At 38.2% G+C, this 20,727-nt stretch carries 22 protein-coding genes; 11 read left to right on the top strand and 11 right to left on the bottom strand.

Going from position 1 to position 20,727, the window contains the following annotated elements; all coding sequences use genetic code 11:
* Nucleotides 1–101 precede the first annotated feature (101 nt).
* The 7 genes from BM143_RS16165 (at nucleotide 102) to BM143_RS16135 (ending at nucleotide 5,642) form a co-directional block, all read left to right on the top strand.
* Nucleotides 102–944, top strand: a complete 843-nt coding sequence (locus BM143_RS16165; RefSeq protein ID WP_072921419.1) for a DUF5777 family beta-barrel protein — start codon at nucleotides 102–104, stop codon at nucleotides 942–944.
* A 1-nt stretch (nucleotide 945) separates the two neighbouring features.
* Nucleotides 946–1,287, top strand: coding sequence for a c-type cytochrome (locus BM143_RS16160; protein WP_228430868.1), 342 nt, complete (start codon nucleotides 946–948; stop codon nucleotides 1,285–1,287).
* Between the two features lie 12 nt (nucleotides 1,288–1,299).
* Complete coding sequence (locus BM143_RS16155; protein ID WP_090025554.1) at nucleotides 1,300–1,845, top strand: YceI family protein; 546 nt, start codon at nucleotides 1,300–1,302, stop codon at nucleotides 1,843–1,845.
* Complete coding sequence (locus BM143_RS16150; protein WP_090025552.1) at nucleotides 1,842–2,369, top strand: ankyrin repeat domain-containing protein; 528 nt, start codon at nucleotides 1,842–1,844, stop codon at nucleotides 2,367–2,369. The genes BM143_RS16155 and BM143_RS16150 overlap by 4 nt, the downstream gene beginning before the upstream one ends.
* 1 nt (nucleotide 2,370) lies before the next feature.
* Nucleotides 2,371–3,129: a T9SS type A sorting domain-containing protein gene (locus BM143_RS16145; protein ID WP_090025551.1), complete on the top strand. Its 759-nt coding sequence runs from the start codon at nucleotides 2,371–2,373 to the stop codon at nucleotides 3,127–3,129.
* A 177-nt stretch (nucleotides 3,130–3,306) separates the two neighbouring features.
* Entirely contained in the window at nucleotides 3,307–4,155 is an 849-nt protein-coding gene (locus BM143_RS16140; RefSeq protein WP_090025549.1) for a GNAT family N-acetyltransferase, read from the top strand.
* A gap of 200 nt (nucleotides 4,156–4,355) precedes the next feature.
* Nucleotides 4,356–5,642 (top strand): alkaline phosphatase family protein, encoded by a 1,287-nt coding sequence (locus tag BM143_RS16135; protein ID WP_090025548.1) that lies wholly within the window; start codon nucleotides 4,356–4,358, stop codon nucleotides 5,640–5,642.
* Between the two features lie 155 nt (nucleotides 5,643–5,797).
* On the opposite strand, the gene BM143_RS16130 is transcribed toward BM143_RS16135, so the two are convergent.
* A complete protein-coding gene (locus tag BM143_RS16130; RefSeq protein WP_090025546.1) occupies nucleotides 5,798–6,682 on the bottom strand; it encodes an NAD(P)H-binding protein in 885 nt (294 codons plus the stop codon).
* 82 nt (nucleotides 6,683–6,764) lie between these two features.
* Here BM143_RS16130 and BM143_RS16125 point away from each other — a divergent pair, with 82 nt between their 5' ends.
* The gene (locus BM143_RS16125; protein WP_034723417.1) at nucleotides 6,765–7,127 is read left to right on the top strand and encodes a winged helix-turn-helix transcriptional regulator; all 363 of its coding nucleotides are present in this window, start codon (nucleotides 6,765–6,767) and stop codon (nucleotides 7,125–7,127) included.
* A gap of 318 nt (nucleotides 7,128–7,445) precedes the next feature.
* Here the strand turns inward: BM143_RS16125 and BM143_RS16120 are convergent, their stop codons facing one another.
* Both BM143_RS16120 and BM143_RS16115 read right to left on the bottom strand, forming a co-directional pair.
* A complete protein-coding gene (locus tag BM143_RS16120; RefSeq protein ID WP_047456603.1) occupies nucleotides 7,446–8,501 on the bottom strand; it encodes an NAD(P)-dependent alcohol dehydrogenase in 1,056 nt (351 codons plus the stop codon).
* Between the two features lie 42 nt (nucleotides 8,502–8,543).
* Entirely contained in the window at nucleotides 8,544–8,948 is a 405-nt protein-coding gene (locus BM143_RS16115; protein ID WP_090025544.1) for a cupin domain-containing protein, read from the bottom strand.
* Nucleotides 8,949–9,079: 131 nt separating this feature from the next.
* Between BM143_RS16115 and BM143_RS16110 the strand changes: the two genes are divergently transcribed.
* From BM143_RS16110 to BM143_RS24040, 3 genes are all read left to right on the top strand, one after another.
* Nucleotides 9,080–9,982 carry a helix-turn-helix domain-containing protein gene (locus tag BM143_RS16110; RefSeq protein ID WP_034723422.1) on the top strand — a complete coding sequence of 301 codons (903 nt, stop codon included), beginning with the start codon at nucleotides 9,080–9,082 and terminating at the stop codon, nucleotides 9,980–9,982.
* Nucleotides 9,983–10,248: 266 nt separating this feature from the next.
* Complete coding sequence (locus BM143_RS16105) at nucleotides 10,249–11,586, top strand: carboxylesterase family protein (protein ID WP_090025543.1); 1,338 nt, start codon at nucleotides 10,249–10,251, stop codon at nucleotides 11,584–11,586.
* A 156-nt stretch (nucleotides 11,587–11,742) separates the two neighbouring features.
* Nucleotides 11,743–11,898 carry a hypothetical protein gene (locus BM143_RS24040; protein WP_165571853.1) on the top strand — a complete coding sequence of 52 codons (156 nt, stop codon included), beginning with the start codon at nucleotides 11,743–11,745 and terminating at the stop codon, nucleotides 11,896–11,898.
* Nucleotides 11,899–11,977: 79 nt separating this feature from the next.
* Here BM143_RS24040 and BM143_RS16100 read toward each other — a convergent pair whose 3' ends face one another.
* From BM143_RS16100 to lpxK, 8 genes are all read right to left on the bottom strand, one after another.
* Nucleotides 11,978–13,450, bottom strand: a complete 1,473-nt coding sequence (locus BM143_RS16100) for an alpha-amylase (protein WP_090025542.1) — start codon at nucleotides 13,448–13,450, stop codon at nucleotides 11,978–11,980.
* 48 nt (nucleotides 13,451–13,498) lie between these two features.
* On the bottom strand, nucleotides 13,499–14,596 hold the full coding sequence (gene dinB / locus BM143_RS16095; RefSeq protein ID WP_047456595.1) for a DNA polymerase IV: 1,098 nt from the start codon (nucleotides 14,594–14,596) through the stop codon (nucleotides 13,499–13,501).
* Between the two features lie 111 nt (nucleotides 14,597–14,707).
* On the bottom strand, nucleotides 14,708–15,061 hold the full coding sequence (locus tag BM143_RS16090; protein ID WP_090025540.1) for a hypothetical protein: 354 nt from the start codon (nucleotides 15,059–15,061) through the stop codon (nucleotides 14,708–14,710).
* Between the two features lie 10 nt (nucleotides 15,062–15,071).
* Complete coding sequence (locus BM143_RS16085; RefSeq protein ID WP_090025539.1) at nucleotides 15,072–17,447, bottom strand: toxin glutamine deamidase domain-containing protein; 2,376 nt, start codon at nucleotides 17,445–17,447, stop codon at nucleotides 15,072–15,074.
* 309 nt (nucleotides 17,448–17,756) lie between these two features.
* On the bottom strand, nucleotides 17,757–18,212 hold the full coding sequence (locus BM143_RS16080) for a GNAT family N-acetyltransferase (protein ID WP_090025537.1): 456 nt from the start codon (nucleotides 18,210–18,212) through the stop codon (nucleotides 17,757–17,759).
* A complete protein-coding gene (locus BM143_RS16075) occupies nucleotides 18,212–18,727 on the bottom strand; it encodes a TlpA family protein disulfide reductase (RefSeq protein ID WP_090025536.1) in 516 nt (171 codons plus the stop codon). The genes BM143_RS16080 and BM143_RS16075 overlap by 1 nt, the downstream gene beginning before the upstream one ends.
* Nucleotides 18,728–18,829: 102 nt before the next feature.
* Nucleotides 18,830–19,645: a purine-nucleoside phosphorylase gene (locus BM143_RS16070; protein ID WP_090025534.1), complete on the bottom strand. Its 816-nt coding sequence runs from the start codon at nucleotides 19,643–19,645 to the stop codon at nucleotides 18,830–18,832.
* Nucleotides 19,629–20,654 carry a tetraacyldisaccharide 4'-kinase gene (gene lpxK, locus BM143_RS16065; protein WP_090025532.1) on the bottom strand — a complete coding sequence of 342 codons (1,026 nt, stop codon included), beginning with the start codon at nucleotides 20,652–20,654 and terminating at the stop codon, nucleotides 19,629–19,631. The genes BM143_RS16070 and lpxK overlap by 17 nt, the downstream gene beginning before the upstream one ends.
* Between the last annotated feature and the right edge of the window lie 73 nt (nucleotides 20,655–20,727).

Genomic DNA, 20,727 nt, shown 5'->3' with positions numbered 1-20,727 from the left:
TTTATCATTGATAAAAACAATTTCTCTGGTGACTTTTATCACATACTTTTGACTTTATAACTCGATAAGTTTGCCATATCATAATTTAATTCAAATAGTATATGACAAAAACTCTCTTATTTTTGTCGGTATTGATATCAGGTCTTGCCTCCGCGCAGGAAGACTTGCTGAAAGATATTGACACACTCAAAACCAATGCAGAAGTATCCCAGCCGGCCTTTAAAGCCTTACAGATCGTCACCGGACAATCCACCAAACTTTCCGCCAAAAAAGAATGGTACATTGTGGTGGCCCATCGTTTCGGGGACATCAGTACAGGATTTAAAAACTTTTTCGGCCTTGATGATGCCTCCACCAAATTAGGGGTGATCTACGGGGTTACAGACGGAATTTCAGTCAGTCTTTCCAGAGAAACGAATATGAAAACATTCGAAGGCGCTGTAAAGTATAAGCTGGTAAAGCAGACTGAAAAAAGTCCTGTAGACATTGTAGGGTACAACGTGATGGCTGTAAATACAGATCTGGACAAAGACAACTATCCTTACCTCAAATTCGGAGACAGGCTTGCTTATCTTACCCAGGCGCTGATTTCAAGAAGATTCAACGAAAAGTTTTCTCTGCAGCTAACTCCTTCATACATTCATAAAAACCTTTACGATCCAGCCCTTGAAGACAAGAATCAGTTTCTTGCCGGATTGGGAGGCCGTTATAAAATTTCCAAAAGAATTTCTCTCAACGCAGAGTATTTTGTGAATTTCGACAATCACAGTTACTATAAAAATCCTCTTTCATTAGGGATGGATATAGAAACCGGGGGACACGTGTTCCAGCTTTTGTTCTCGAATTCCCAGATCAATTCAGATATCGGGTATCTTTCCAATGCAGCAGGCAAGTGGGGAAAAGGGCAGATATTCTTTGGGTTTAACCTTTATAGAGTTTTTTAAGATGAAAAAGATACTATACATATTGTCATCAGCCGCTTTGTTCATTGCTTGTGACAGCAGGACCTATGAAGAGATTTCGGATAATACACCCATTACGGTAACGGTAAAATACAATGCTGAGGTGAAAACTATTGTGGACAACAACTGCATCAGCTGCCACGGTGCAGGAAGCTTTAAACCTCTGGTTACTTACAGCGATGTAAAGAATAATATAGACGGTATTCTCAACAGGATACAGAGACCCAATGGAGACGCCGGAAAAATGCCACAGGGCGGATCTTTATCACAGACCCAAATCAATGTCTTCATAAAATGGAAAGCCGACGGGCTTGCTGAAAATTAAAAAATATTTGATATGAAAAGATTAGTATTAATGAGTGCCGTGCTGTTTTTCTCCGGATGGGTTTCAGCACAGAAATACAGCACCAAAACAGGGAATGTAACCTTTGAGGCATCCGTTCCGTTGTTCGAAGATGTGTACGCGAAGGATGATAATAATGTAGTGATCCTGAATGCCGATAACGGTGAAATGGCTTCCGTTTCAGTCGTGAAAAATTTCCATTTTAAAACCAAATTAATGGAAGAACATTTCAACGAAAGCTATGCCGAGACCGCAAAATATCCTAAAGCAACCTTCAAAGGAAAGATCGCCAATTTTGATAAAACAAAACTGAGCGCTTCACCACAAAAATACACCGTTCAGGGAACCCTGAATTTTCATGGCGTAGATAAAGCAGTTACTTCTGCAGCTACGGTTTATGCCAAAGACGGGAAAATATACATGCAGGGAAGCTTTATGGCAAGACCTGTAGACCACAATGTGACCATTCCGAAAATGGTGACCAAGAAAGTCGCAGAAAATGTAAAAGTGGAGTATAATTATGTAATGGCAAAACAATGAAAAACGTACTTCTTATCATCGGTATTTTCCTGAGTTTTTCGGTTGCATCTGCCCAGGAAAAAGCAAAATCTATATTTGATGTTGCCAGAACCGGAACATTAGCTGAAGTCAAAGATCTCATGAAACAGGATCCGGATATTATCAACAAAACCAATGAAAATGGCTTTTCTCCCCTGATCCTCGCATGCTACAGAGGAAATACGGAAGTGGCTAAATTTTTGATGGACAATGTAAAAGATGTCAATTATAAAAGCCAGGAAGGAACCGCTTTAGCCGGGCTTTCTGTAAAATATAATAAAGAGCTGACCACTTACCTGTTAAGTAAAAATGCTGATCCCAACATCGCTGATTCTACCGGAGCAACGCCTTTGTTCTGGGCCGTAAAGTTCGGGAACAAAGAGCTGATCGAGTTACTGCTTAAACATAAAGCAGATAAATCCAGGAAAGATTCAATGGGAATGACCCCTTTTGAATATGCATTACAAACCAACAACAAAGAAATCATCAACCTACTAAAAAATTAAAATGAAAAAAGTTTTACTAACATTCAGTTTAGCTCTTGCCAATCTGGTATGGGCACAGTTTTCCACAGGAACGGTCAGTCTTCCTGCTGCCGGCATGACCGTAAAGATTGTAACGACCGCTACTCAGGTAACCCTTACGCTAACCGGTGACAGCAACTCAATGCTGGGAATAGGGTTCGGAGGAAACGGAGTAGATACTGGCGGAATGGCCAGCGGATCAGACGGATTTATTTATAATTCAAATTCTGCCAACAGAGATTTTAATTTTATTGGAATGACTACTCCTCAGGCAGACCCTGCACAGGACTGGACCGTTACAACTGATAATGTTTCCGGAACGACAAGAACCCTTGTGGCAACCAGAAGTCTTACCGGTGGATTAGGAGATCACGTGTTTACCAATGATACTTCCACGATCAATGTATTCTATGCCCGAAGAGCAGGGAATCAGTTATTAGGTTACCATAACGCAAACAGAGGCTATGCTGCCCTTACAAGAAGCGTATTGGGCACAAGCGAGGTTGTTGCAGAAAGCAAGAAAGTAGGTCTTTATCCAAACCCTGCCAAAGAAACGGTGAGCTTTAAAAATGCAGATAAAATAAAGTCTATCGATATTTATGAAACTGCGGGTAGAAAGGTAAGGACGGTACAACCGGACGGTGAAAAGATAGATGTCAGAGATCTGAAATCTGGAATCTATTATTTTGAGATCACATTAAAAGACGGAAGCCTGTCTTATGAAAAACTGATCAAAGAATAAATACATTAAAGTATAAAACATTCATATAAATGCCTCTGATATCCGGAGGCATTTTTTATTGCAATATTTAACAATGCTGATGGGTAGAGGGATTGAACGGTTTTTATATCTTTGTTGCTGAACAAATCTCTATCGAATTTCTTATTCGGTTAATAGTAAATGATTTAAAATTAATGTATGGAAATCAGAAGCTTAGAAAATACCACTACAGAAGAACTTTTAGCTGTATTCAACACCTCTTTTTCAGATTATATCGTTCCTTTTCACCTGTCATTAGAACAACTTGAATTAAAAATAACCGCAGATAAAATAGATATGAAATTGTCTGTAGGGGCTTTCGAATCAGAAAAGCTGGCAGGGTTTATTCTCTTTGCTGAAAAAGAGGAAAATGGAAAACGTATTGTATATAATGCAGGAACAGGAGTCATCAAGGAATGCAGAGGACAGGGACTCGTAAGAAAAATGTATGATTACAGGCTTCCCCTATTCAATGAAAGAAAAACAGATGTGCTGATCTTAGAAGTGATTGAAGGGAACGATCCTGCCATAAGAGCTTATCAAAATTTGGGGTTCAAAATCGTTCGGAGACTTCTTTGTTTTAACGGAATTATTGATCTTAAAGAAAGAAATCCTGAAATCGTAATAAAAGATATAGAAACCTTTCAATGGGAGGCACTCCGGTCTTTCTGGGATATAGAACCATCCTGGCAGAGCTCGATACCTGTATTGGATGGAATTCTTGAGGATTGCAAAATTCTTGGAGCCTATAAAGACGGGCAACTTATTGGATACGCCATTTACAACCCGGAAGTGAGAAAGCTTTATCAGATAGCTGTTGATAAGAATTACAGAAATCAGGGCATCGGAACACAGCTTTTCAGCGCGATAGGAGAGATGATTGATGGACAGGCTATATCTGCTAATAATGTAGATGAGACTTCAGAAAATACAGCAGCTTTTCTTGGAAATACAATAGGCCTTAAAAACTGGGTGTCGCAGTTTGAAATGAAGAGAGAGCTTAAGTAAGAGAGGGAAGCTGGAAGTTACTATTGGGTATTAATTTAAAGAGTTAATCTAAAAAAAACAGGTTGTAGTTATGCTTTCAAGTTTCAGTGACTTCTATCTTCGAGCTTCAGACCTCCCAACTTCAATGTTTTAATATACTTTTAATCTGATAAACTTTTTCAGGAGCTTCATTGGCCGTAACTTTGGCGAAAATTTTGACAATGAAGCGAGGAATACAAATTGTTCTGCTGTTTTTTTCTCTGGCGATCTACGCCCAGCAGGCAAAAGTGGATACGGCCCAGGTAGTCGTTTCCGGGCGTATCAACAGTGCTGAGGCGCAGACTAAGCCTTATGTAATCATGATCTCTACAGACGGTTTCCGTTATGATTATGCAAAAAAATACCAGGCAGAAAATCTTTTGAAACTTTCATCCGGCGGTGTACAGGCTAAAGCCATGATCCCTAGTTATCCCAGTATTACTTTCCCCAATCACTGGAGCCTGATTACTGGACTTTATCCGTCCCATCACGGACTGATCGATAATTTTTTCTACGATTACCAACGGAAAGAGCCCTATGCGATGAACAGTAAGAAAAATGCTGAAGACGGAAGCTGGTATGGAGGAACTCCGCTTTGGGCAATGGCAGAAAAACAGGGAATGGTTTCTGCGACTTTAATGTGGGTCGGCTCGGCAAGCGATGCAGGAGGAATGCGACCTTCGTATTATTATCCGTATCATGAAAAGTTTAAGCCTTCGGAAAAAGTAGACAAAGTAGTTAATTGGTTGAAGCTACCGGCAGAAACGAGGCCTCACTTTATCACACTGTATTTCCCTGAAGTAGATGGAAGCGGACATCATTACGGACCAGATGCTCAGGAAACAGAAACTGCCGTTCATTTGGTTGATCAGGCTATTGGAGATTTGGTTCAGAAAGTCAATGATCTTGGACTAAAAAATGTTAACTTTATTTTTGTTTCCGATCATGGGATGATCAAAGTGGATGGCGGCGCTCCATTGGAAATTCCCGCAATGCTTTTAGATAAATCCAGATTTGATTTTTACAATTCTCAGACTTTATTGAGAGTTTATGTTAAAAATCCTGCTGAGGTTAAAAAAGTATACAAAGAACTGAAAGCTAACAAAACATCAGATTACGAAGTGTATCTTGATAAAAGACTGCCAAAATATTTACATTTCGCGACAAGAGACGATCAATACGACAGAATAGGGCAAATCCTTCTGATTCCAAAAGCTCCGAAAATATTCCTGGAAGCAGGGAAAAAGACATCCGTAGGAAAACATGGCTACGACCCCAAAATAGTCCCTGAAATGAAAGCTACTTTCTTTGCGTGGGGCCCGGAATTTAAAAACAATCTGGTTATCGATGAATTTGCGAATGTCAATGTTTATCCTTTGGTGACTGAAATTTTAGGTTTGAAAAATGACCAGCCTATCGATGGAAAATTGAAGGTTTTAAAGGAAGTTTTAAAGGAAAAAAATAAATAGATTGAGTCTGAGTTTAAGATTCAGATTGAAAATTTAACTGAAAGGTTGAGTTAAAGATAAAGTTTCGGCGCACCGCAGGTGCGCCGAAACTTTTTAATAAAGATTTATTTTTAGCTTTTGATTCGTTTGTTTCAAGACAAAAGAATTTAAAAACCTTAAGAATTAAATTTTGCAGAAAATTCTTTCGCGAAATCTTCCAGTTTAATCTTCCCATCAACAGAAGCTTTGTGCTCAATAAAATCCTTCTGCACAACACCCGTTCTCACCCCTCTTCCCATTTCAGTATACAGCTCAGCCATTTCTTGTGGAAGGCCAGCCTGCAGCATTCCGTTTAAAGAATCTTCATCGGAAAACTCTACCCATGGCAATTCCGGTTTTTCTATCGCAATACCGAAAACGTGGGCAAAATCAGCCGCTTTACGAACGTCGCTTACAATATATCTTATGTTTTTACCATCTGTATTTTTCAATAATTCTTCAGCTGCAGCTGCGGCAATATCATTCGGGTGAACCAATGGAATGCTGATGTCTCCTGAATAATTTCCACCCATAATTCCGGCACCTTTGATCAAAGGAATATCATTAAAGAAATTGAAATAAAAATATCCGGCTCTTAACAAAGTGACCGATGTGTTTTCCATGTCATTATAAAATTTTTCAATGTGGTAAAGACTTTTGATAGGACCGTTTTCCACAGGAGATTCAGCTCCGATACTGCTTAGCATAACCAGTCTTTTTACATGGTTTTTTCTAATAGCTTCAGCGTAATTCTTACCAGCATTCACCGTGTTTTCAACAATATTCACAGCACCCATATTTGGAGGGGTCATCGCAAAAACAGCATCAGCGCCTTCAAATGTTTTCACTAAAAAATCCAGATCTGCAATAGAACCGATGGCAGCCTTAGCCCCGATAGATTCAATTTCACCAATCTTAGAGTCATTACTGCTGATGACCGTAATATCGTGTCCTTCCGCAACGAGTTGCTGGGTTAATGGCTTGGCTACATTTCCTACTGAACCTGTGATGATAATTTTCATAATAAATATTTTTTTATTCTGATAACAAAGGTATATTTGTACTTACTTTTATACAAGTACTTACCCTGAAGTATGTAAGATTATGACAGCCATTAAAGAAAGTTCTACCATTCAGCAAAACAAAAAATATGCACTGGATAAGTGTCCTGTTGCCTATGTAATGGAAAAAATCGGAGGATACTGGAAGCCGATTATTTTATACCAGCTCTCCAACGGTGATAAAAGATACAGCGAATTAAAACGAGCTATTCCCGCCGTGACAGAAAAAGTACTGATCCAGCATCTGAAACAGCTGGAAGCGGACGGATTAGTCATAAGAACCGCAAAACCTGTAGTCCCACCTCACGTTACTTATAAATTAAGCAAAGCTGGTACCGGCCTGATTCCCGTGATTGCGGCTTTAGCTGATTGGGCGTTCCTTGATATGAAGGGGGAGTATAAGTGATTTTTTGTATAATGTATTAATGTAAAATGTATTTATGATAAAGGTCTAGGATGAACATATCACAATTTTACATTAATCGGGTAAAATTCAATAGGAATGGGCTTTAGCCCGTTTTTTTATGAAAATTATATTCAAGGCTTTAGCCAAAATCTATCTAATGGCATTTAACGGTTTCAAGATGAAATTCAATAGAAACGGGCTTTAGCCCGTTTAAACCTAACCCGCATCGAAATTGGCTTTAGCCAAAACCTAAAAAAATACACCAAAAACAAAAAAAGACCACCCAAAGGCAGTCTTTCTGTTAAAATATATGGGGCATTACAAAGATTGCATATCAATAACGAAACGGTATTTCACGTCACTTTTGATCATTCTTTCATACGCCTCATTGATATCCTGCATTTTGATCAGTTCAATATCTGAAACGATATTATGCTTTCCGCAGAAATCCAGTAATTCCTGAGTTTCCGCAATACCTCCGATCAATGAACCAGCTACAGAACGGCGTTGGAAAATCATTGGTCTTGTGCTCACTTCAGTCTCACTGAATTCACCTACAAATCCTACAAGAACCAAAGTTCCGTTCAGAGTAAGCGTCTGCATATAAGGATTGATATCATGTTCGTAAGGAACCGTATCGATGATCAGGTCAAATTTTCCTTTTACAGTATCCATTTGCGAATCATCGGTTGAAATAACCACGTGATCAGCTCCCAATTGCTTGGCGTCTTCCGTTTTTCCCGGAGTTCTTGAGAATAAAGTCACATCAGCTCCTAATCCTTTTGCCAGTTTGATCGCCATATGTCCTAATCCGCCTAATCCTACAACAGCTACTTTAGAGTTAGGTCCTACGTTCCAGTGTCTCAATGGAGACCATGTCGTGATTCCTGCGCATAAAAGCGGTGCTACTGCAGCAAGGTCAAGATTTTCAGGAACGCTTAACACGAAATGTTCATCTACAACTACTTTCTGAGAATATCCGCCAAAAGTGTGACCTCCCAAATGTTTGTCCTTTCCGTTGTATGTTCCTGTAAATCCGTTTAAGCAATATTGCTCCAGATCTTCTTTACAGCTGTCGCAGTGGCCGCATGAATCTACCATACATCCTACCGCAGCAAGATCGCCTACTTTAAATTTAGAAACATCACTTCCTACACTGGTAATTCTGCCGACAATTTCATGTCCCGGAACCACAGGATACAAAGATCCGCCCCAGTCATTTCTTGCCGTATGGAGGTCAGAGTGGCATACTCCACAGTATAGAATTTCAATTTCTACATCTTTGGGAGTGGTTGCTCTTCTTTCAATAGTCATTTCTTTAAGGTCTGCCGTCGTAGACTCAGCTCCGAAGGCTTTTACTGTTAATGTGCTCATTGGTTTGGTTGGGTTTATTTGATTTAAGTTAATTAAGTTCAGTTATAAATTGTTGTACTCCTCATCGCTTACAGGTTCCAGCCATTCTACAATACCGTTTTGAGTATTGGGATTGATGGCAATATGGGTGAATTCACCATCCGGACCTGCACCATGCCAGTGGATGACATCAGGAAGAATATTCACCACATCTCCTGGGCGTAAAACCTGTGCCGGTTTCCCTTTTTCCTGATAAAATCCTGTTCCTGAAGTTACGATTAAAATCTGGCCGCCGCCGTGAGTATGCCAGTTATTTCTGCATCCGGGTTCGAAAGAAACGTTTCCGATCTGGCAGTTCAGATCATCTTCATTAGGTTTTAAAATCTGTACCCAGGCTGTTCCGCCGGAAAAATAAGCTGCAGGGGCTTTTTCTCCTTTTGGAAAAATGTTTGTATTGAATGTTTCCATAACGGTACAAAAGTCGATACTTTTAGATAAACACGACTTATACAGATTACCGAAATACTTACCAATTTTACAGACCCTATAAATGGTACGCAGGAAAGTGGTAATTTTGAATAAGTTTAAAAAGATAGTCAATGCAAGATCAGGAAGTTGATAATATAAAAAGTGTTTCAGATTACAATAAAATGGTAAACAATGAAACCCTGCATCCGCTGGTAAGTGTGGTGGATTTTTCAAAATCCGATCCCATATGCCAGTACAGGAGAACGTATACCTTTTATACCGTTTTCCTGAAAGATGTCATCTGTGGAGATATGCATTATGGCAAGCACAGCTACGACTATCAGGAAGGAACACTGGTTTTTATCGCGCCCGGACAGGTAAGTGGTGTGACCAATGACGGAAAATCCATACAGCCCGGTGGATATGCGTTGCTGTTTCATCCCGATCTGATTAAAGGAACCAATCTCGGTAAAAATATCAAAGACTACAGCTTCTTTTCCTATGACGTTCATGAAGCACTGCATCTTTCGGAAAAAGAACGGGAAATTGTTTTGGAATGTTTTAAAAATATCAAGCTTGAGCTCGAACAGTCCATTGATAAACATAGCAAATCACTGATCGTTAATAATATTGAACTGTTTTTAAATTACTGTATGCGTTTCTACGACCGCCAGTTCATTACCAGAGATCATATCAATCAGGGGGTGATCGGGAAATTTGAAAACCTTGTGGATGACTATTTCAAATCTGACAATCCTAAAAATATAGGTTTCCCGATGGTCAATTATTTTGCAGAAAAACTCAACCTGTCAGCCAATTATTTTGGAGATCTGATCAAAAAAGAATTAGGAGTGTCCGCTCAGGAATTTATTCACAATAAACTGATTGATGCGGCGAAGGAACAGATCTTAAATCCTGCAAAATCCATCAGTGAAATTTCCTATGATCTTGGGTTTAAATATCCACAGCATTTCACCAGATTATTCAAAGCAAAAGTGGGAATTTCTCCCAGTGAATATAAAATGCTAAACTGATTGTTTTAAACACAAACACCACGAATGTTTTCACAAATAACACAATTTTTATCCACAATGATTTGTGAAATTAGTGTAAAAAATTAGTGTCACTCGTGTTAAAAAATCAAACACAAATACCACAAATATTTTCACAAATAGCACCATTTCTATCCATCATCATTTGTGAATATTAGTGTTAAAAATTAGTGATATTAGTGTTTAAATTTTCTCATTTCAAAAAACTGAATTAATTTTAATAGACAAAATTTTTCAAAGTTTTTAAAATGACAGTTCAGCCGACCAAGACTCACATTTTTCAGACCTCCTTTGGGAAAATTATTGCACTGAAAGAAAATGGCATCATCAGAGCAAAAAGCATCCGCTATGCCCATTCAGAAAGGTTTAAAAGACCCGTTCCTGAAAAGCCGTCAGCTTCAGAAATTATTTTTCCTCATAAAACACCCGTCTGCCCACAGGTGATAAGTCCGTTGGTGGAAAAGATGATTGGGCCTACTCATATTGAAGATTTTGATGCGGATGAATCTACGCAGTTTCTTTCTGTATTCAGTCCTGAAAATTTCACAGACAACGAAAATCTTCCAGTAGTGGTATGGATTCACGGTGGTTCCCATGAGATCGGCTGTGGTGATTTACCCACTTCTGACCCCAGTGACTGGGTAAAAGAACAGCACATCATTGTGGTTACTGTTTCCTATAGACTTGGCCTCTTTGGTTTTCTCGGAGGAGATGAAGAAAGACCGGCTAATTTGGGACTGTTTGATATCATTGAAGCTTTAAAATGGATCAAAAACTATATCCCAGATTTTGGTGGTGATCCTGAAAATATCACACTTTTAGGCCAGTCTTCAGGTGGTGATGCCATTGCTCACCTGATGATTTCCGAAGGTGTTGAAGGTTTGTTTAAACGGGTGATTATTCAGAGTGCGCCTTTGGGACTGCGCCACAGCAGGCAGAAAATGTCTACAGAGTTTCTCAAGAAAACTGAATTTCTTAAAGATGAAAAAGATGTTTTAAAAATGGCAGAAGAATACCGGAAACATGTACCGGCTGTGATTAAATACGGACTGAAGGCGGCGATGCCTTTCGGAACACAATATGGTTTTCCTCCTTTGTGTCAGGAAAATGAAGCGGTGGAAAAGTGGAAATCCAATGCAGAGAAATATGATGTATTGATTGGTTTAAATGACAATGAAACGGCATTCTATCTCAAAACATCGGATGCTTTGAATAAATATTTCGGAAAAGGATTTGGCCTGATCATTTTAGATAAAGCGGTAAGAAAAACTACGGAATTCATCTATGGAAAGCCGGCAGAAGAATTTGCTAAAAATTATGCAAAAGCGGGAGGAAACGTTTATCTGTTCAGAATTCATTCAGAATCGGAACACAATCATATTGGGGCTGCACATTGTATCGATCTTCCTTTGGTCTTTGGGAATGAAGAAGCCTGGAAATCTGCAGAACTGCTGAAAGATATTCCGTGGGCGTATATTCATGAGAATGGTAAAAAGCTGAGAGCGCTTTGGGCAGAATTTGCCAGAACCGGAAAAATATCAGACACTTCTGAGAGGCCTGAAATTTTAAGGATCCGAAAAATTTAGTTTTAAATCAGTTGATATGTATTGCCTAACTTCTAAAGTTTATTTCCTTGTTTATTTATGAAATTGATAGACTAAATCATGTATTTGTGAATAATTTTCAATGCTATGATGATATTTTATTTATATTTGATTAACAAATCTTAAAATACATTAACTATGAAATCAAATGCACGAAAACTCAATCGAGAAGAACTTAAGAACTTAAAAGGAGGAGGACCTATCCGTGACAGGGTATGCTGTACTTCCAACGAAGATGGCTTCTGTTGCGAATGGGCCATCAATATGGAGAATTGCCGATACATATTCTGCTAAGAACGATCGTATCAGTATAATTTTAAGACATACATGACCAAAGTATTATCCGGTCATGTATGTTTTTTTATTTGTAGAATTATTCAGAAATCCAGACACTCACATTCCCTGCAGGAACCGGGAAATTTGCCCATCCGTTCTCATCAATGATTACTTCATCTTCCATCCTTTTAAGCAGGTCATGGAATTTTTTCCCAGCGTAACGTTTCCCGATTTCCATAGGTTTGCTGTAAGCTTCTTTATTGCTTAGGACCACAGCACATCCGGAATGCTCGTCATCTCCTTCGCGCGTCCAGCCAAGACAGTTGGCATCTTCGAAATAGTCCCTTTGTTCACCGTAAGCATGATCTTTCCTAGCGATAAGAAGTTCTTCAATGCCATCTACTTTTTCCAGGAAAATTTCCTGATCATTACCATCTCCGCCTTTGTCTGTATAATGAGCACCATACAGATCAGGGTAAAATACACACGGATAACCATTCTCACGAAGCAGAATTAAAGCATAAGCCAATGGTTTAAACCATGATTCTACCGGAGCTTCGAGGTCCTGCAAAGGCTGCGTGTCATGATTATCCACAAGACTGACTGAATGCATAGGATCTGCTTGGGTAAGCGTTTCGTCAAAAATTCTTCGAAGATCATAGGAGCCGCCTTCGTTGGAAGCAGTGTGGAAATTATTCTGAAGTGAGCTGTCAAAAAGACTCATGCATCCTTCCGTGACATCAATATATTTTTGAAGCAGATTCAGCTGTCCGGGAGCCCAGTATTCTCCGACTGCAAAAATGTTTTTTCCGGAATTGGAGCGAAGCATCGTTAGCCATTCTTTATAAAAATCAAAGGAAATATGTTTTAAGGCATCCAGTCTTACCCCGTCGAAATCAGTCAGATTAAAATACCATTCAGCCCAGGTGTTGAGCTCTTCACGAACGAACGGATTACGGTGTTCGATGTCGTTGTACATCAGATAATCGTAGTTTCCTTTCTCATCGTCAATCATTTCTTCCCAGTCGTTACCGTATTCAGACTGTATTTTATAGATGTGGGAATCCATACCTTCGGCAAAATCCACACCGCTGAAACACGTGAAATTCCATTCAAAATCTGAATATTTTTTTCCTCTTCCGGGAAAAGTGAATTGAGTGTAGGATTCTATTTCGATAACATCTGAAATAATTTTTTCCCTGTTGTTTTCATCAACTTTTACCGCTTTAAACTTTTCCAGTTCATCACCGCCGGCCTTGTGTCCCAGAACAATATCAACGATGACTCCGATATCCTGTTTCTTTAAAGCTTTGATGGCTTTTAAATAATCATTTCTGGTTCCGTATTTGGTAGGAAGACTTCCTTTCTGATCAAACTCTCCAAGGTCATACAAATCATAAGCATCATAACCTACCGAGTAACCTCCGTTTGTGCCTTTATAAGCGGGAGGAAACCATACCGAAGTGATTCCTAATTTTGCCAGATGGGCTGCCTGTTTTTCTGCTTCTTTCCATAATTTCCCGTTTCCTTCAGAATACCAGTGAAAAAATTGAATCATTGTCGCGTTCATAGGCTGTGATTTGGATTGGTTTCCTACAAGATAGTGAAAAATTTCTATCTATTGATTCTCAAATTCCTCGAACGGGATTTTTAGTTGAATAGAAACCTGCTTTTTCTCTTCCGTGTTGAGATGGGAGAGCGATAGCCCCAATAATCTTACAGGCTTATCGAAAGGCCTGAGTTCCCAAAGTTTTTTTCCGGTATTGAAATACTGCTCAGGAGAAGTGAAATAGTCTTCCTTCGTAAAACTTCTTGTAAAAAGTGAAAAGTCTTTATACTTAATTTTTAAAGTCAAAGCTCTTCCGAGGATATTATTCTTTTGCAGACGCTGATGGAGTTCCTGACTCAAATGTTCCAGTTTGTCATTGATTTCCTGGTCATCAAAAAGATCTTCAAAAAAGGTCCTTTCTACGGCAACGCTTTTCTGGATGCGATGAGGTTTCACTTCAGAATTATGAATACCACGTACCACATTGTAATAATAGCCACCCGATTTTCCAAAAAGCCTTACCAGTTCTTCGAGTGATTTTTTCTTTAAATCTTTTCCTTTATAAATGCCTAAACTAAACATTTTGTTAGCTGTAACCTTTCCTACGCCATAAAATTTTTCGACGGGAAGTTCTTCAAGGAAACCTTCAATTCGATCAGGATGAATAGTTTTTTGTCCGTTCGGTTTATTGATGTCGGAAGCCACTTTTGCCAGAAATTTATTCACAGAAATCCCTGCAGAAGCAGTCAAGCCGGTTTGTTCAAATATTTTCTGACGAATTTCCTTAGCGATCTGATTGGCAGATTCAATATCTTTTTTATTTTCGGTAACATCCAGATAGGCCTCATCCAAAGAAAGAGGTTCTACGAGATCTGTATATTCATGAAAAATTTCCCGGATCTGTTTGGAGATTTCCTTATAACGGGCAAAACGCGGCGGAACAAAAATAATATGCGGACATTTCTCTTTAGCCGTTTTACTGGGCATAGCAGAGCGCACACCATATTTTCGTGCTTCATAACTTGCCGCCGAAACTACACCACGGTGTTCTCCTCCCACAGCAATAGGTTTCCCCTTAAGCGAAGGATCATCATGCTGTTCCACGGAAGCATAAAATGCGTCCATATCGACATGAATTATTTTACGGGTGGGAAAAGAAGAATCCATACCGCAAAGATATGGATTCATTTATTTTGAAGTTAATTCTAACCAGGTTTTCGTTCTTGATGTAACGAATAGAGAGTCAAAACTTCATTTGAAGTTTTTCAGCTTGAAAAATTAAACATTTACAGGATCAAAAAAACCGTCCTGATCTTCCTCTAATTGTAGTAATTTATTTTTATCTTTTTGATACAATTCAATATTCTCTTCAGTAGAAATAGCTGTTTTTAATTGGTACATATTAAGACTATCTCTTTCTATAATAATAGGTCCGTTTCCAAATAAAAAGTTAGAATGATCTTCTGTGATATTTTTTACCTGCCAGTGAAATATCCAACCAAATGGATATTCTTTTGTGTCATTATCGTATATTATAATATCAGGCTCACCTTCTTTGTTCCAGATAATTAAATTATTTTGATAATCTACAAAACGTTGCATTTTTTCTCTTGCTTGTTCTTTTGTGTACATAATTTTTTAATTAATTTGTTGGTAAAAATTGATAATAATCATAGATTAATTTAGTTCGTTTACCTGTTTGGCCATCTAAATATTTAATCACTCCTTTTTCATTAACTACATTGAAAACATGTCCTTCGTTTTTTCCTTTTTTGATACCTGCAATTATACCTCTTTTTCCAGGTTTTAAATCTTGTAATAAAATATCCAAGTCCGTTGTCCAGTCTGAAAATTTAGAACCAAATTCCGTTTCTAAAACATTAAGTTTTGTACCCTTATTAAAGGAAGTATAATTTTCCCATTTCCCGTTTCTGAATCTTGTTTGAATAGTATATGGTAATGCAGAAGTTGGTCTCCCTGCTAATGTAGCATCTGTAGCTATAGTGCAATTCACACAATTATACCTTCCTTCTTTTAAATTTATTTTCCATATTGAAAATAATTTTTTACTGGTCCCACCAAAGACGATTTCTTCTAGCTGCGTTTCTGTTTTATAGAAATTGTTTCTTAGAAAAACTCCAGTTTCTTTTTCAGATGCTAAAATTACTAAATCATCTTTGTAATAAACTTTATAAAAATTATCTCCTGCCTTTTTTACTGAAATATTTCTTTTACCTAGTTGTTCTATAATATATTCTAAATTGGCATCTGCTCCTAAAAACGGTTTTAACAGTTTCTTCAAAAGCCCGTTTTTTTCACCCACCAGAACCACTTCTTCTAGCACATTGCCTGGATTTCTCAGACGATAGGCTTCTAATTCTGTAATCAGTTTTTCCAGCTGTTGCGTAAAAATAAGATAATTTCCGTTCAAATTCTTGATACTTTTTATCTTTTCCAAAAGGGCTGGACCATGGGTGAGAATTCCCTCAATCATCACAGCACTTAAAATTCCTGCTCCTACCAAAGCGTAAATGGTATCCCAGTTTTCTACAAACCATTTTCCTCCGGGCAGATCGGCTATCCATTTTTTTACATCCTCATTCATTAATGCTAAATCTATACTTGCCAATCCTATATCTGCAATAGCCAATACAGAAAGGTTTCCGGTAAGTCCCATCGTCATAAATCCTGCTATAATAGCAACAATATCACCGCCAATACGGATATTCTGCATTACTTCTGCCCATTCTTGCTCATCTGCAATCGCTTTTATAAATAAAGCGGTTACCAGATTTGCTTTTTCCTGCGATTTATCTGTAAAATGAACCAGATTCATAGGATGATAAAAATAGCCCGGATCTATATCTTGAGTTACCGTTTCTTCTGCCAACGGATCTCCTTCTTTTGATACTATTTTTACCTGCTGTTTTACTTTTCTTTTCTGTTGCAGAAAGATGGTGTCTTTATAGTCGAAATCCCAGTCGAAACTCATAATTCCTTTGATGGTATTCACGGTGTCATTCAATTCCAGAATATTACTTTCTATAAAATAACCATTCCCGTTTAAAAGAACATTTTTAGTTATTTTACTTTTAGAATTGACGTCTCTTTGGGCAAATACATTCAGGACGGAAGCAAAAAGAATTCGGTTGGATTTAAACTGTCCCAGTACTTCTGAATGTCCATCCAGGTTATCATAAATTTCAGTGAGCAATTTGGGATTTTTCCAAAAATAATCTGTTGCTTCCTGAAATTTCCTGAACATTCCCATTACTTTTATTAAAAGGGAAGTGGTATCTTTTGTCCAGCTAAACCATCCTGAATTATCTTCTTTTGTTAATATTTTCAGATGATTGACCACTACTTCAGTAGGAAGATGTATTTTTATAATAAAACTCGTGGGCAAATCTCCATATACTTTGTATAAATCATCTGCTCTTCCGGATCCTTCTAAAAAACGGGTAAATTCTTTGATGAAAAATGTTGAGGCATCATAATCTGTCTCCACATTTCCATACCCCAGATAGAGTAAAAGATTTTTGTATTCTACAAAAGAATGCGTCTTCAGGTCTATGGCATCCTGCATAGTATCATCATAACGGAATGTAAGGGCATAAGTAAGCTTGTCATCTTCATCAAAAAAAACTTCCATGCGGGGCTTGTCTAATCCCATGTTTTGAGAAACTTTTACGACTCCGTTTTTGAGGTAGATCTTAGCGGAAACACCAATGTGCTTTTCTCCATCCATGATATAAGTTTGCGCTATATCTTGAAAATATTCGTTGAATACATAGGGCATATGCTCTCCCTTTCCACCACTATAACTAGATTTTATATCTCCCAACAATTGGGTAAGGTTAATGTACTCATCATCTTTAGTCTCAATTCCTTCTGAGTTTTGTATTCCTGAAAGCCCTTGCAAAGGATTTTTATTTCCTTTAAATCCTTTGTTTACTTCTTCGAAAGACAAAATTTTAAATCCTGATAAATCTCCGGATTCGTCATCCAATTTTTCCATTTTTTATGTTTTAGTCGTTCTGCGTGGTTTTACATATTCTTTGTTGCTCTTATGCAAATGTAGAAGCAGGTAACGACAAAACTTGTCGTACTATAATTTGCTGATATTTTTTTGGTTATTTTATTTACAACAGTATCAAAAACCTACAAATTGATTTATTATCTGCTGGCAAAGCATAAAAAATAAACGCGATATAATGTAGGAGATTAATGAGGCAAGGAACTGGATTTAAGGAGAAATTTTACGGGTGGGAAAAGAAGAATCCATACCGCAAAGATATGGATTCATTTATTTTGAATTAAATTCTAATCAGGTTTTCATTCGCATGGTAACCAATAATGAATCAAAGCCTGCTTTTTCATAAGCTTTTACAGCAGATTCATTTTGGGAATAGACATCGAGTCTTATTTCAGAAAGACCTTTGGATTTTGACCAATTGATCAGTTCGTCAAGAATTAATTTGTTCACCCCTTTTCCTCTGTGCTCAGGCTTTACATACATAAAACCGAGATAAGCGTATCGGTCGAAGTTAGAATAATCATTTCCCGGTTCCTTAACTCTGGCATAGCCGGATGCGATGATCTCGTTATTCTCTTCCGTCACCAGTACTAAGGAATCCTCAGACTTTATCAGTTGAAGCAAATCGTAGTAATGAATTTCTCCATCACGCAGCGTGCTGTTAAATGGTCTTTCTGCAAGGACAATTCCCTGCTCGAATTCTAAAAGGACCTTCAGATCCTGTTCTGTAGCTTCTCTTGTAATCATTACTTTGAAAGACGGTTTATGGTTTCCTGAATCTCCGGATCTTCGGGAGAAATAGCGTAATATTTTGCAATAGAAGACTTCTGATCCACTACCATATATCTTGGAATCCAGTTCAGGTCAACGTAATTGTTGAAATCATTTTTCCATCCTGAAGCAAACCAATAATTGTCTTTGTCTTTCATATTGAATCGGTCCAGACTTTTGTCAAAACCTTCTTTCGATCTTTCCAGGGACAGAAATACAAAATCTACATTGGGATTGTTTTTCTCAAGTTCTTCCGCTTTCGGAAGTGCTTTTAAACAGTCTCTGCACCATCCGGCCCAGAAATCAATGACTAAAACTTTTCCTTTATGCTGATCAAGAATCTGCTGAATGGTGATATTTTTCCCTTCCTCATCTTCCAGCTTCTGTACTAAAGCTTCCTTGGAGAAAGAGGTTTTAAGTACTTTCGGCTGCTGTTGTGCATAGCTCAGACCGAAAACACTGATCATAAAAATGAATGCTAACTTTTTCATTCTTTCAATTTCATTTATACAAATCTAAACAATGAAACGCAATCTGGGATTGATTTCTGATGAATTAGGAAAAATTTATGAATTGAAAATTTCTATAAAGATCTAGGAGTAGTTTTTAATCAGGCCTTTCACTACAGCAATCACGTTCGGCATAGCTTTATTGGCCGCATTCAGAACTTCTTCATGAGAAACGGCTAAGGCAATATCCGGCCCACCAAGATCTGTAATCACGGAGATACAGAAAACATCCATTGACATATGTCTGGCGACAATTACTTCAGGAACGGTGCTCATTCCTACCATATCGCCACCGATAGCTTTGATCATTCCGTATTCTGCAGGAGTTTCAAAGGTAGGTCCCTGTAAGGCTACATAAACACCCTGATGAATTTTAATATGCTGTTCGGCAGCAGCTTTTTCAGCCACTTCGATCATTTTTTTGTTATAAGGCTCGCTCATATCCACAAAACGGGGTCCGAACGATTCAATATTTTTGCCACGAAGCGGATGTTCAGGCATCATATTGATATGATCTTTTAAAATAACGACATCTGCCACGCTGTAAGCAGGATTGACACCGCCACAGGCATTGGAAAGGATGAGGTTTTTAATACCCAAAAGATGAAAAACCCGTATCGGAAAAGTCACGGTTTCCATGGAGTGGCCTTCGTAATAATGAAAGCGTCCGCTCATCATTAAAACTTTTTTGCCTTCGAGGATTCCGTAAATTAATTTTCCGCCATGTCCGACAACAGTAGTTTGCGGAAAGTTGGGGATTTCAGGATATTCCAGAACATGAATAGCTTCCACTTCGTCCTGCAGTTTTCCCAGTCCGGATCCTAAAACGATCGCAAAATCCGGAGTTTCTTTGATAATATTGTGAATGAAATCTGCAGTCTGCTTAATTTTTTCTAACATAATCTAAGATGATTTGGTTGAATTCTTCCTTTTTATCAATGATGACATTGATCGGCCAGTAGTAAACAATTTCTCTAAGATAATCAAAAGTTTTCAGACGTACATAATCTTTCTCCGTCGTCAGGATCAGTTTGTATTCCCCTAATTTTTTATATTCTGCGATGATTTTTTTGATGTCATCATCCGTGAAATTATGGTGGTCCCTGAATTTTAAATGCTTAACCCGCTGTGAGAATTTGGCCAGATGCTCAAGAAGAGGTTTAGGATTGGCAATTCCCGTGATCAGAAGGATGTCGTAATAATTCAGGTTGTTATCCGGAAGCATTTTATCTCTTCCGTACACATTTTCATCGTAGCCGATGGAGGAAAAGAAAACTTTCTGTTTGTGGGAAGGTCTTATCCTCGAAATATAATATCGTTTGGTTTCTTCGGTAAGCTCATCCGGACATTTGCTGACCATGATGATGTCTGCTCTGCTGGAACCATTTCGGGATTCTCTTAAATCTCCAGCCGGAAGAAGGTGGTCTTTGAAATAAGGATCATTAAAATCAGTCATCAGAATATTGAATCCGGCTTTGATTGCTCTGTGCTGTAAAGCATCGTCCAGAACAAGGACATCCAGGTCCATATCTTCGATCACTTTTTTCGCTCCGGGAACTCTTTCTTCTGAAACAGCAATGACGAAACGATTTTTGAAACGCTCAAAAAGCTGCATGGCTTCATCGCCCACTACTTTATAATTGCTGTCATAATTCGTTACTTCGTAGCCTTTGCTCAGTCTTCCGTACCCACGTGAAAGTACGCCTGTCCTGTAGTGTTTGGACAGGTATTGGGCAAGATACATCACCATAGGCGATTTTCCGCTTCCGCCCACAGAAAGGTTTCCGACATTGATTATCGGGGTCTTGAACTTAGTTGTCTTAAAAACTCCCAGATCATACATTGTGTTTCGGATACCCGTTACCAAATGATAACCAAGGGAAAAAGGATAAAGGTACCATCTTTTCATACGTTTGCAAAAATAGGAATTTTCATAAGGATTTTGTGTAATATTCTCAAAGACTTTTCAACAAATATTTCAT

It is taken from the genome of Chryseobacterium oleae, from assembly GCF_900115055.1.
In the GTDB taxonomy this organism is placed as follows: domain Bacteria; phylum Bacteroidota; class Bacteroidia; order Flavobacteriales; family Weeksellaceae; genus Chryseobacterium; species Chryseobacterium oleae.
The sequence above is the reverse complement of the archived record's forward strand: the minus strand, read 5'-3'. Positions and strand labels throughout refer to the sequence as shown.